Source organism: Pseudoalteromonas sp. A22, from assembly GCF_018141345.1.
Taxonomy (GTDB): Bacteria; Pseudomonadota; Gammaproteobacteria; order Enterobacterales; family Alteromonadaceae; genus Pseudoalteromonas; species Pseudoalteromonas maricaloris.
Genome location: NZ_CP047238.1, coordinates 1,959,355 through 1,972,716 on the forward strand (window position 1 = coordinate 1,959,355; position 13,362 = coordinate 1,972,716).

At 42.5% G+C, this 13,362-nt stretch carries 9 protein-coding genes; 3 read left to right on the top strand and 6 right to left on the bottom strand.

Annotated features, from left to right (window positions below):
* The first annotated feature begins 114 nt into the window (after positions 1–114).
* Positions 115–1,542, top strand: a complete 1,428-nt coding sequence (locus GSF04_RS13590; protein WP_211859798.1) for a M1 family aminopeptidase — start codon at positions 115–117, stop codon at positions 1,540–1,542.
* Between the two features lie 68 nt (positions 1,543–1,610).
* Here GSF04_RS13590 and GSF04_RS13595 read toward each other — a convergent pair whose 3' ends face one another.
* Positions 1,611–4,034, bottom strand: a complete 2,424-nt coding sequence (locus GSF04_RS13595) for a TonB-dependent receptor (RefSeq protein WP_211859799.1) — start codon at positions 4,032–4,034, stop codon at positions 1,611–1,613.
* Positions 4,035–4,208: 174 nt separating this feature from the next.
* Here GSF04_RS13595 and GSF04_RS13600 point away from each other — a divergent pair, with 174 nt between their 5' ends.
* Positions 4,209–4,733 carry a YaeQ family protein gene (locus GSF04_RS13600; protein ID WP_211859800.1) on the top strand — a complete coding sequence of 175 codons (525 nt, stop codon included), beginning with the start codon at positions 4,209–4,211 and terminating at the stop codon, positions 4,731–4,733.
* 58 nt (positions 4,734–4,791) lie between these two features.
* Here the strand turns inward: GSF04_RS13600 and yfaE are convergent, their stop codons facing one another.
* The 5 genes from yfaE to ubiG form a co-directional block, all read right to left on the bottom strand.
* On the bottom strand, positions 4,792–5,064 hold the full coding sequence (gene yfaE / locus GSF04_RS13605; protein WP_211859801.1) for a class I ribonucleotide reductase maintenance protein YfaE: 273 nt from the start codon (positions 5,062–5,064) through the stop codon (positions 4,792–4,794).
* Positions 5,064–6,194, bottom strand: coding sequence for a class Ia ribonucleoside-diphosphate reductase subunit beta (nrdB, locus tag GSF04_RS13610; protein WP_017217314.1), 1,131 nt, complete (start codon positions 6,192–6,194; stop codon positions 5,064–5,066). The genes yfaE and nrdB overlap by 1 nt, the downstream gene beginning before the upstream one ends.
* Before the next feature lie 53 nt (positions 6,195–6,247).
* On the bottom strand, positions 6,248–8,533 hold the full coding sequence (nrdA, locus tag GSF04_RS13615; RefSeq protein ID WP_211859802.1) for a class 1a ribonucleoside-diphosphate reductase subunit alpha: 2,286 nt from the start codon (positions 8,531–8,533) through the stop codon (positions 6,248–6,250).
* A 355-nt stretch (positions 8,534–8,888) separates the two neighbouring features.
* Entirely contained in the window at positions 8,889–9,536 is a 648-nt protein-coding gene (locus tag GSF04_RS13620) for an HAD-IA family hydrolase (protein ID WP_211859803.1), read from the bottom strand.
* Positions 9,533–10,243: a bifunctional 2-polyprenyl-6-hydroxyphenol methylase/3-demethylubiquinol 3-O-methyltransferase UbiG gene (ubiG, locus tag GSF04_RS13625; RefSeq protein ID WP_211859804.1), complete on the bottom strand. Its 711-nt coding sequence runs from the start codon at positions 10,241–10,243 to the stop codon at positions 9,533–9,535. Before ubiG ends, GSF04_RS13620 begins: the two co-directional genes overlap by 4 nt.
* A 265-nt stretch (positions 10,244–10,508) precedes the next feature.
* Between ubiG and gyrA the strand changes: the two genes are divergently transcribed.
* Positions 10,509–13,181, top strand: a complete 2,673-nt coding sequence (gyrA, locus tag GSF04_RS13630) for a DNA gyrase subunit A (protein WP_211859805.1) — start codon at positions 10,509–10,511, stop codon at positions 13,179–13,181.
* Positions 13,182–13,362: the final 181 nt, after the last annotated feature.

A 13,362-nucleotide genomic window follows, 5' to 3' on the forward strand; every position in this document is an offset into this window, starting at 1 on the left:
GATTAACAGATTTTGTTTTTTGATCTAAAACAATGATACAAAAAAATATGGTAGTAAAAACATGCCTTCCGCTCTATTTTTGTTAAAACAACAAAATAATATTAAGGATAGACGATGTATTTGCTACGTATTTTTTTGTGGCTAAGCTGCATTTCTGCTTCAGCAAGCGAGCTCCCCAGCATTGAAAAAATAGAAACATTTGCAACCAACTATCATCTCAATCTCAACATACATACACAATCAAGCAATCTATCTGGCAGCGCAACGATAACGGTTAAAAATCAAGGAACAACACCAACTAGAGTAATCCCATTAAGACTTTATCGCTTGCTTAGTGTTGTCGATATCACTTCGGAAGCGGGTAAGTCCCTCAACTATACACAAGGAGTAGTAAGTAATATTGATGACTCACTATTTCAGTCTAATTATATTAAATTATCGTTATCTGAGGCGCTCCAACCCGATCAACAAACAACTTTTACTGTTAATTATTCTGGCCATATAAAGGGGTATGTAGAAACTGGGATGGCTTATATTAAAGATGACATTACCCCTTTGTTTTCTATTATTCGTATGGACGCATATGCTTATCCGCTCATCACAGTGCCTGATGATAGGGTCAATCGCGCGTCACGCTTTTGGCAGAAGCTGTATAACTACACCGCTAGCATCGAAGTGGATAGCGGCTTAGTAGTAGCAAATGGTGGAATTTTACTAGGCGTAACAGAAACCGATCAAGGACGAAAGGTTTATTCATACAAAAACCAGAAACTCTCATGGAGAATGGACTTCATGGTCGCACCATATACCGTGACAAAAGGGCATGGCTTTAAGCTATTTACGTTACCGGGAAATAAATATGCAACTGACTATATGGAAAAGGCAAAACAAACCATAACATTGTATGAAAGTTGGTTTGGTCAACGTCAAAGCACTGGTGAGTTTAGCTTTATAGAGATCCCAAAGGGGTTTGGTGCTCAAGCTGATGTTACCGCAATTATTCAAGACAGCGAGGGGTTTGTGGAGGTAACTCGTTTGTATCACGAACTGAGTCATCTATGGGACCCACGTTCGAATGAAAGCTACTCACCACGCTGGAATGAAGGTAAGGCTACCTTTTTAGAATATTTAACGGATTCACGGCTGAATAAAAGGGTGTCTTTAAGCTCGCATATGACAAACGTACTAAAACGAGCAAAAAACCAGTTCGTTAAACAGCCTAAATATTTAACGACTGCGTTTGAAGAGTATGGAAAAGCTGGGCTTAATGCCTATTCGGTAGGGGCGCTATTTTTTGCGCTTTTGCATCATGAGCTAGGAGAGGAAAGGTTTAATCATTTACTACGTACTTTTTATGCAGCACATGTTAAAAGCGGAGCATCAACAGGCGACTTTATCCTTGCACTGCGTGATTTGAAAGATCCTAACATTGATTGGATATTATCTCGTTGGGTGAATAGCCATAGGTTCACGCTTGATATTTTAGACGCTACCAACTTTGAGAACTTCATCACGTTGAGTATAAGAAGTAGTAAAATATAAATAATCCAAATAAAAAAGCTACCCATAAGAGGTAGCTTTTTGGTTTCTATAAAAGAAAGGAATCGGTATTAAAAGTAGCCTCTAATGCCAAGCTTGATGTTACGACCAGGAAGAGGGGCTTGCTCTTTGATAAACGAGCTATGCACAAAGCCTAGCTCATCTGTTAGGTTATCAAGGTTAACATAACCAACCATGTCACTGCCCATAAACTCAAAGTCATAATTAAACGACATATCCACTAACGTATAGCCCTTAGTTTCACTTTCATAGCTCGCGATGTTGTCTTGCTTGAAATAATGCGTCACCGTGAAGTTCGCTGTTAGGTTCTCATAACTGTGTTCGTAATCAAGACCTAGCTTGTTGCTTGGGATACGTGGTAAATATTCGTCGTTATCTAACTTCGCTGTCAGCGAATCACCAAACAGTTTGACGCGTGCAAAGTTGCTTAGTTTGTAATGGGCATCAAACTCAAGGCCGTATAGTTTGGCATCACTGCTTTTAAACTTAAACACTGGAACAGCGCCTTCATGTGTATGATCCGCCACTTCTAAACCGTGCTCTGGACTAAAGATATAGTCTGTTAATGCCTGATAGTAGAAGTTTTCGATGTCGTTATAGAAGAAATTAACGGTATAGCCAAATTCACCTGAGAACTTTCTAAAGCTAATGTCTAGGTTGTTTGATGTTTCTTGTTCGATATCTTGCGGCTCAAAGTGTAAATGATCACCTTCTAGCTCATAACCAAGCCCTAGTTCATAGGTGCTGGTTGCGATATGAATGCCATTTGAAAGCAATTCGGCGGTTAATGGTGCGCGCTCCGAGCGAGACAGCGAAACAGCAACGTTTTGGCCTTCAGCAAAGTCGTACACACCACCAATAGACAAGCTTAGATTGGTCATTTCTAGGTCATAAGAAATAAACCCATTATCTAAGTTACCACCATGGTCGTGATCTTCTTCATATACTTCTAGCTGGTTGCCTTTGCTTGATAACTGGTAGTCTTCAATACGAGCACCTAACTCAAGTGTGAAGTCTCCAAAACGACGTTCTTCAAGGATATAAAGTGCGTGCGTTTTGGTATTGGTCGATGGTGTAAAAGCTTCTTCACCGTTCGCGGCGTAATCGCTGTCGGAGAAATGATAACCAACAGTGCCGTGCCATTCACCTAAGCGGTGCTCTGCGGTTAAGCGTAACTCGGTTGTATCATTTTCAAATACAGTACCTATGTTTCCATCTTCAATTTCAGCATGTTCGTAATCGGTGTAGCCGACACGTAGACCAACAGATTCAAGCCAATCACTGTGTACTGCATAATTTACAAGCCCTTGCCAACGGTCTTGCTTTACTCGAGCAAATACGGATTCTTCTTCGTGGTCTTGCCCTTCTTCTTCATGCTCGTGATCATGGTCATGACCAATATGAGAGTGAGCAGGAATGCCGTAGTCGGTATCAACACGGCCATAAGAGAAACCAACGGTCAGATGATCGCCGACGTAACTTGTACCTAAATTAAATTGCTCAGAGTCGATAAAGGTATTATCGACGCGATTGGCGTACTCTGTTTCATGTTCTTCTGCTTCGTGGGCATGATCTTCGCTTTCATGTTCATGTTCATGCTCGTGTTCTTCATGTTCGTCGTGTGGAAGCGCGAAATTAGGAGTTTCATAGTCACCACCTTTACGCTTAACGCCATCGAAATGGAAGTTAAAGCCGTCAAAGCCTGATTCTAATAACACCGCATAGGTATTGGTATTTGAGTTGGTATCATGGCTATAGTCGGCTGCGCCCTGAAGGCTTTCGATCACATCAGTCGGAATACGATTATCAACGACATTAACCACACCACCTATTGCACCTGAGCCGTATAGTAGGGTAGCTGGGCCTCTTAGCACTTCAATCTGTTGCGCTGCAAGCGAGTCGTTGGTGTTGGCATGATCAGGACCAACGCGCGAGGCATCGCTACTGTCTAACCCATTTTGCGTGATTTTGACTCGCGGTCCATCTAAGCCACGGATAATAGGGCTTGAACTTACCGGACCAAAGTAACTAGCATTGATCCCAGGTTGGCCTTTTAGTGTTTCACCCAGTGTGGGTTTTGCACGGTTTTTTAGTTCATCACCGCTTAATACACTCACTGGAGAGGTCATTTCCATACTATTTTTGTGCAGGGCAGAAGAATAAACAACTATGCTCTCAACGGACGTTGGTGTTAGCTCAACACGTACGAAACCTTGTTCTTCGGTAACATTAATACGATGGTCTAAGTAGTTTGGCTTTGAGATATGAAGCTGCGAGTCAGCATCGAGCTCAATCGTAAATTGGCCAAATTTATCTGACTTTACCGATTTGCTTTTGCCATGAAGGTGGATAGTGGCGTTACTGAGCGGTTGGTTGTTTGCATCAACAACTTTACCTGTTAGTTGTGCAGCATAAGCTGGCGCTGCACCTATTATTGAAATTAATGCGCTGGCGATAAGAGACTGCTTAAACATATTTTTATTACCACGAGTTAGGTTATGTATTGAACGAGTGAGCTGTTCGACTAATAGAGTGATAATATAACACTACAAATTTTGCGGATCAATAACGTTATACTATAACTTAGTTATTGTTGAAATTAGAATTACAGCTATAGTTAAAAAACAAGCTAAAGTGAGCACAACATAATGAACAAGCCATTTGTTTTCAAGGCAAGGATTAAGGTTGCTGACTTATTTCACCATAGCCACCATGAAGAAGCGTTTACTACCGCCATGTTGTCAAAAGAAAGTAGCGAGCATTTTGCGATGAAATTGCTTGGGATCTGCGCACTGTCTTTTGATAAGCCGGCAAAGTGGAGCAAGGCGGAGAAAAAATATTGGCCGGATGTATGGCTAGAAGATGACAACGAACAGGTTGAAGTTGCTTTGTTTATTGGTACCTTAGAGGTCGATGAGATACTCAAGTATGAAAAGCTTTATGCTAAGGTTGTGATATTGTGTGCTGACGGTGAGCAATGGTTTGAAGAGCGTCGAGCGCAATTGCAGTTTATTGGATCTTTCTCTGTGTTTAGTATTCCTAAGGACTTTGTGGTTGAATTGTGTGAAATGCTGACGCGAAGTTTGCATTGGGATGTGATTTTTGAAAATGGGGCGATGAGTGTTACTGATAGTGAACACTACATTCGTACTCAAATTACCAAGCTGATTTAACGTATTAGTTAGAGATAACGGCTATTAGACAAGTTGTTATCTCTTGGGTTTTGGTTATTTATGGCAACTCTATTTTAATATGGCTTGTGGGTCTGCTACAACACAATAAAACTTCCCCATCTCTCACAAAAGCAAGTGGCTCGTTTGCGTACTGTGTTTGTCCTTCGATGAGCTTGGCGCGGCAGGCGCCGCAAAAACCCTCGCGACATTGATAGGGGACTTCGATATTTGCGGCTTCAAGGGTTTCAAGTATCGAAGACGAAGAAGCCACATATTCCAGTGGCTCCTCAATATTCTCAACCTGAATTAGGAAGGATGGCTTTTCAACCATTACAAGTCGAAATCGCCAAAGTCAGAGGCATCTACTTCAGAGTCGATTTGTCCAACAAGGTATGAGCTGATCTCAGCTTCCTGTGGTGCAACCTGAACATTGTCAGAAACAAGCCAAGCATTGATCCACGGAATAGGATTCGATTTGGTCTCAAATTGTGTTGGTAAACCAACTGCTGCCATACGAATATTTGTGATGTACTCAACGTATTGACACAAAATATCTTTGTTTAGGCCAATCATTGAGCCGTCTTTAAATAGATACTCAGCCCATTCTTTTTCTTGCTCAGCTGCTTCAACAAACATCTTAATCGCTTCGTCACGGCATTGTGCTGCCACGATAGACATTTCAGGATCATCTTTGCCTTCTTGCATGATATTCAGCATATGCTGTGTGCCAGACAAATGAAGCGCCTCATCACGAGCAATTAGCTTGATGATCTTGGCATTACCTTCCATAAGCTCTCGCTCAGCAAAAGCAAACGAGCAGGCAAAGCTCACGTAGAAGCGGATCGCTTCTAAGATGTTTACCGACATGATGCAAAGGTACAGGAGCTTTTTCAGCTCAAACAAGTTAATGACGACCGTTGTGCCGTTAATTTCATGTTTACCTTCACCGTACTGATTATAAAGGCTTACCTTTTCAATCAGTTCGTCGTAATACTTGGTCACTGCATCCGCTCGTTCAACAATTTTGTCATTGCCCACTATGTCGTCAAAGATCACTTCCGGGTTTTGCGTCACATTACGAATAATGTGAGTGTAAGAGCGACTGTGGATCGTTTCACTAAACGCCCAAGTTTCGATCCAAGTTTCAAGTTCAGGGATGGAGACGATCGGCAAAAGTGCAACGTTAGGAGAGCGACCTTGAACACTGTCTAGCAATGTTTGATATTTTAGGTTGCTCAAAAAGATATGTCTTTCGTGCTCAGGAAGTGCCTGAAAGTCCAATCTATCCTTACTTACATCTACTTCTTCTGGACGCCAGAAAAACGATAATTGCTTTTCAATTAGTTTTTCGAAAATAGGGAACTTCTGTTGGTCGTAGCGAGATACATTAACTGTTTGCCCGAAAAACATCGGTTCTTTTAATTGGTCGTTATGATTTCTGCTAAACGTAGAATATGCCATAAATGTGTTACTCAATACCTAAAAAAGCGGGTGAAGACCACCCGCATAAAAAGTTATATCTTACAAGCGCCGCCTTCACAGCCATCGTCTTCTGCTTCTGGTTTCAACTCATCTTGAGCATCCGAAGCACCGTCGCGGGTATTATGGTAGTAAAGTGTCTTAACACCAAGTTTGTACGCGGTGAGTAAGTCTTTTAGCAATAGTTTCATAGGAACTTTACCCGCTTCAAACTTACTTGGATCATAATTGGTATTTGCAGAGATAGTTTGATCGATGAACTTCTGCATAATACCAACTAGCGCAAGGTAACCATCGTTAGATGGAATATCCCAAAGTAGCTCATAGTTGTCTTTGAGGCGGTCGTACTCAGGTACAACTTGTTTCAAGATACCATCTTTACTTGCTTTAACACTGATATGACCACGAGGTGGTTCAATACCGTTTGTTGCATTTGAGATTTGCGATGATGTTTCTGACGGCATCAAGGCTGACAACGTTGAGTTACGCATACCATGTTCTTGGATACTTGCTCTTAATGCATCCCAGTCAAGGCGTAATGGCTCTTCACAGACTTTATCAAGGTCACGCTTATAGGTATCTATTGGCATGATACCTTGTGAGTAGGTCGTCTCGTTAAACTTAGGACAAGCGCCACGTTCTTTTGCCAGTTCATTCGATGCTTTCATCAGATAGTATTGGATCGCTTCAAATGTTCTGTGTGTTAGGCCGTTAGCACTACCGTCTGAGTACTTAACGCCATTCTTTGCAAGATAATAAGCAAAGTTAATCACACCGATACCCAGTGTACGGCGTCCCATCGTTGCATTGTACGCAGCAGGAACAGGGTAGTCTTGATAGTCTAATAGGTTATCAAGTGCGCGAACCGCAAGCTCTGCTAACTCTTCTAGCTCATCTAGAGACTTGATGGCACCTAAGTTAAATGCTGAAAGCGTACAAAGTGCAATTTCACCTTCAGGGTCATTTACATGGCTTAACGGCTTCGTTGGTAGTGCAATTTCAAGGCATAGGTTTGACTGGCGGATCGGTGCAACCTTAGAGTCAAACGGGCTGTGTGTATTACAGTGGTCAACGTTTTGTAGATAAATACGACCGGTGCTCGCACGTTCTTGCGCAAACATTGAGAATAATTCAATCGCTTTAATGCGTTTCTTACGAATAGACTCATCTTGCTCGTACTTAACATACAACTCTTCGAATTTATCTTGATCTTCAAAGAATGCGTCGTAAAGACCAGGCACATCTGATGGACTAAATAGCGTGATATAGTCGTCTTTAATTAGGCGGCTATACATGGTTTTGTTGAACTGCACGCCATAATCTAAATGACGCACGCGGTTTTCTTCAACACCACGGTTATTTTTTAGTACTAATAGGTTTTCAACTTCAAGATGCCAAAGCGGGTAGAATAGGGTAGCTGCGCCACCACGCACACCGCCTTGAGAACAGCTTTTAACAGCCGTTTGGAAGTGCTTATAAAACGGAATACATCCTGTGTGGTAAGCTTCACCATTTCTGATTGGGCTACCTAGTGCACGAATACGACCTGCGTTAATACCAATACCAGCGCGCTGACTGACGTATTTTACAATCGCAGAAGAAGTTGCGTTGATTGAATCTAGGCTATCAGCACATTCAATCAGTACGCATGAGCTAAACTGACGTGTCGGTGTACGAACACCAGCCATAATTGGCGTTGGTAATGAAATTTTGAATGTTGAAACCGCATCGTAGAATCGCTTAATGTAATCTAGACGCGTTTCTTTCGGGTAGTTTGCAAACAGGCTAGCAGCTACAAGAACATATAAGAACTGCGCACTTTCATAGATTTCACCCGTTACGCGGTTTTGTACAAGGTACTTACCTTCCAACTGCTTAACAGCTGCATAGCTGAAGTTCATATCTCGACTATGATCGATGTAGTGGTTTAGCTCATCAAACTCTGCTTTTGTGTAATCAGTAAGAAGATGCTGATCATAGCGCTTGTCTTCAACCAGCTTTACCACATGGTCGTGTAAGTGCGGCGGCTCAAAACAGCCATAGGCTTTCTTACGCAAGTGGAAAATAGCCAAACGAGCGGCTAGATACTGATAATCTGGAGACTCTTTTGAGATCAGATCGGCTGCAGCTTTAATAATCGTTTCGTGGATATCACCAGTACGAATACCGTCATAAAACTGGATGTGTGACTTTAATTCAACCTGAGAAACTGAGACGTTATCTAGGCCTTCTGCCGCCCATGTAATGACACGATGGATCTTATCTAGATCTAACGGTTCTTTGCGACCGTTTCTTTTGCATACAGATAGCTGTTGGTTCATGTTATGTGCCTGTATTCCTTAGGAACGCGCTTTAGATATCGCACGAATATAAAATTGTTTAGCAAACCACCACTATATATGGTGCCCTAGTGGCTAGGGATCACAAGATAGTGGGGTTGACGTGAATTTGCAAGAGAACAACTCGGGCAGAATTGTGGATAAGTTTGGGATAATTTATTTATGTAAGTATCCACTAACCTATGACAATCCACTTATCTGCCCACAAAGAAAAATCAACAAAAAGATGACGCTTTTCAGCAAAAATAAAAAAAAATTCTAACTGATTTTTTTCTACACAAATTCGTATCTATTATAGCAAAAACACAATATATGGTGTTTTATTTTTTTATCGACACTAAATATGCGATAACGTGTCTAATGGGTTAGTAAGATAGAGATCCGCATGCCAAGACTTAGCTTCGGATTCAGATGGAATGAATCCCCACATTGCTGCTGCACTAATCATTTTTGCGGATTTTGCAGCAATAATGTCTCGCTCAGCATCGCCAACATAAATACATTGCGCTGGTGAAACCCCCAATTTTGACGCCACTAACAGTAAAGGCTCGGGATGAGGTTTGGCCACCGCCAGTGTATCTCCGCATACTACTGTCTCGATCTTTGCAAGTTCAGGGATCTGTTTTAGTAGCGGAAGTGTTAAAAACTCAGGTTTGTTGGTCATGATCCCAATCTGAATCTCTTTTTCTAGAAGTGCCGCTAATAAATCACCAATTTGCGCAAAGCATTGGGAATGTACAGATAAATTCGCCAGGTAGTAGTCGAGTACACCTTGACGTAAAACCTGAGTGTCGTAGTGCTTTAATGACTCACCAAATCCTACCTGCAACATCGCTGCTACGCCGTTTGAAATCGCACTGCTATATACCTGTTTGCCGACAGTAGGCATTTTATTAACTGTTAAAACGTGGTTTAGTGCAGCGCCCAAATCATCACTGGTATCCAGCAAAGTGCCGTCTAAATCAAATAGTACCGCTTGGATCATGCCAGCTTCTCAAAGTGTAGAATGTAGTTAACTGAAACGTCTTTCGTTAAGGTAAATGTTTTGCCGATAGGGTTGTAGTTAATCCCTGTCGCCGCTCTGACTTTGAGGTCGTACTTTTCAGCCCAATCAATTAAGGTCGAAGGGCGAATAAACTTATCATGCTCATGCGTGCCTTCAGGAACCATTTTAAGCAGTTTTTCAGCAGCGACGATAGCCAGTAAATACGCTTTCGTGGTTTTGTTTAAGGTAGAAAAAAATACATGACCGCCGGGCTTAACTAGCTGTGCGACTGAACGAATAATGGATTCTGGGTCTGGTACGTGTTCTAACATTTCCATGCAAGTTACTACATCGAACTCACCTTGGTGTAAGGCTGCGAATTCTTCCGCTGGCACTTTTTGATAGTCTACGTTAACGCCGACCTCTAACGCGTGGAGCTTTGCGACGTTAAGCGGCTCTTGTCCCATATCGATACCGGTTGCATTTGCACCCAGCTTAGCCATGCTTTCAGTTAAAATCCCGCCACCACAACCGACATCCAATACTGTTTTTGCGAATAGGCCTTCACATTTGTCGTTAATAAAGTCCAACCTCAACGGGTTAATGTCGTGTAATGGTTTAAATTCTCCCTCTCGGTCCCACCAGCGCTCTGCTATTTCTTCAAATTTAGCGATTTCATTAGGGTCTACATTTTGATGTTCGGTCATAAAAAACTTCCTCGTCGAATTGAGCGCATTATAAAGGGGATTAGATAAAAATAGCACCTGTAAAACGGTAAAAAGTGTGTTAGCATGCTTGACGAATTTTATAATAAACAAAGCCCCCGCTGATACTCTGAGGCAATTCGGCTATTTTTTGAAGCGCGTTTAATTGGCGCTTCAGCAGAAAGAGCAATTTGATATTCAGATAGCATCTCAACACAAGTTGTAGTGTGACACAAAAGGGGTGGACACTGAAGGAAAGTGGAGTCAAATGTCTGATCTCGCCAATGAAATCCTGCCAGTCAATATCGAAGATGAATTAAAAAATTCATACCTAGATTATGCAATGAGTGTAATCGTAGGTCGTGCATTACCTGACGTACGTGACGGCCTAAAGCCTGTTCACCGTCGTGTATTGTTCGCGATGAATGAACTTAAAAATGACTGGAACAAACCTTATAAAAAGTCAGCTCGTGTAGTTGGTGACGTAATCGGTAAATATCACCCGCATGGTGATAGCGCGGTTTACGATACTATTGTACGTATGGCTCAGCCTTTCTCTCTACGCTATATGCTCGTAGATGGACAAGGTAACTTTGGTTCTGTTGATGGTGACTCTGCAGCTGCGATGCGTTATACCGAAGTACGTATGGCGAAAGTCGCTCACGAGTTACTTGCTGACCTTGAAAAAGAAACCGTTGATTATGTACCAAACTACGATGGTACAGAGCAAATTCCAGATGTGTTACCAACTAAAGTGCCTAACCTATTGGTGAATGGTTCATCTGGTATCGCGGTTGGTATGGCGACCAATATTCCACCTCACAACTTAACTGAGGTGATCAATGGCTGTTTGGCTGTGATCCAGAATCCAGACATCACTATTGAAGAGTTAATCGACTATATTCCGGGTCCTGATTTCCCGACTGCCGCCATCATTAGCGGTAAAAACGGCATCGAACAAGCCTATAAAACAGGCCGTGGTAAGATCTATATCCGCGCGAAAGCTGAAATCGAAGTCGATGAGAAAACAAACAAAGAAACCATCATCGTTCATGAAATTCCTTACCAAGTTAACAAAGCAAGACTAATCGAAAAGATTGCAGAGCTTGTTAAAGATAAAAAGGTTGAAGGGATCAGTGCACTACGCGACGAGTCTGATAAAGACGGTATGCGTATTGTTATTGAAATCAAACGCGGTGAAGTCGGTGAGGTTGTACTAAACAACCTATACGCTCAAACACAACTACAAACTGTGTTTGGCATCAATATGGTTGCACTAGATAACAACCAGCCCAAGTGTTTCAACCTGAAAGAAATGCTTGATGCGTTTATTATTCACCGTCGTGAAGTGGTAACGCGTCGTACTGTATTTGACCTGCGTAAGGCAAGAGACCGAGCGCATACGCTTGAAGGCCTCGCAATTGCGCTAGCCAACATTGACCCAATCATTGAGCTTATTCGTAAGTCACCAACTCCAGCAGAAGCGAAAGCGGCGCTAACTGCGCGAGCTTGGGATCTTGGTAACGTTAAATCAATGCTTGAGCGTACTGGTGAAGAAAATGTTGCGCGTCCAGATTGGCTAGCGGAAGAATTAGGGATCCGTGATGGTCAGTACTATTTGTCTGAGCAACAAGCCCAAGCAATTCTAGACTTAAGACTACACAAATTAACGGGTCTTGAGCACGAGAAAATTCTAGCAGAATACAAAGAACTGCTCGATTTAATCGCTGAGCTACTGTACATCCTTTCTACTCCAGAGCGTTTGATGGAAGTGATCCGCGATGAGTTAGCTGAAATCAAAGAAACGTATGGTGATGAGCGTCGCACAGAGATCACTGCTGCTGCGCACGATATCAGTCTAGAAGATTTGATCAACGAAGAAGACGTTGTAGTGACGCTTTCTCACGAAGGCTATGTGAAGTATCAACCTCTTAGCGATTACGAAGCTCAGCGTCGTGGTGGTAAAGGGCGATCTGCAACTAAGATGAAAGATGAAGACTTTATCGAACGTCTACTCGTTGCAAATACTCACGATACAATTCTTTGTTTCTCCACTTCTGGCCGCTTGTATTGGTTGAAAGTTTACCAGCTGCCGCTTGCATCACGTGCGGCGCGCGGTAAGCCAATTGTAAACTTGTTACCACTCGAAGCTGATGAGCGTATTACGACAATTTTACCAGTTCGTGAATACGAAGAAGATAAGTTTATCGTCATGGCAACGGCAAGTGGTATCGTTAAGAAAACACCTCTGACTGCATACAGCCGTCAGCGTGCAAGTGGTATTATTGCTATCAACTTGAACGAAGGCGATAGCCTGATCGGTGCTAATATCACTACAGGTGAAAATGACATCATGCTATTTACTGAGCATGGTAAAGTTGTACGCTTTAACGAGAAGCAGCGAGATTCAGAAACAGGTGAAGTGAAGCGCGACCCTGAAACCGGCGAAGAAATGTTGGCTTTACGTCCGATGGGCCGTACAGCAACAGGTGTTCGTGGTATCAAGATGCCTGATGACGTGAAAGTGGTATCACTAATCGTACCACAAGGCGATGGTGCAATCTTGACCGTAACTGAAAATGGTTATGGTAAGCGTACACCGCTTGAAGAGTACCCAGCGAAGAGCCGTGCAACACAAGGTGTTGTGTCAATCAAAGTAACTGAAAGAAATGGTTCTGTGGTTGGCGCGGTTCAAGTTGATGACAACGATGAAATCATGTTGATCTCAAACCGTGGTACGTTAGTTAGAACGCGTGTAAACGAAGTTTCTACGGTAGGCCGTAACACCCAAGGTGTTATTCTGATCCGTACGATGGAAGAAGAAAAGGTAGTTGGTCTTCAACGCATCGAAGAAATTGAAGTGGAAGCGCTGCCTGAAGGTGACGTTGCAGAGCTAGAAGGTGAAGCAACACCTGCTGCGGGATCTGACGCAGAAGAATAAAAAAATCCTACCCAAAAAAAAGCGACTTCGGTCGCTTTTTTTCTTTCTGTCAATTTTTTCAATCTGTTCCTCTATGACAAGAGCCTGAAGCCTGATAAATTAAGGCTACCAACAATCCGACGTTTTAGTCGGGCAGCCCACTGTTCATCCTAAAAGTCATGAGAATAACGCTATTCTTTGG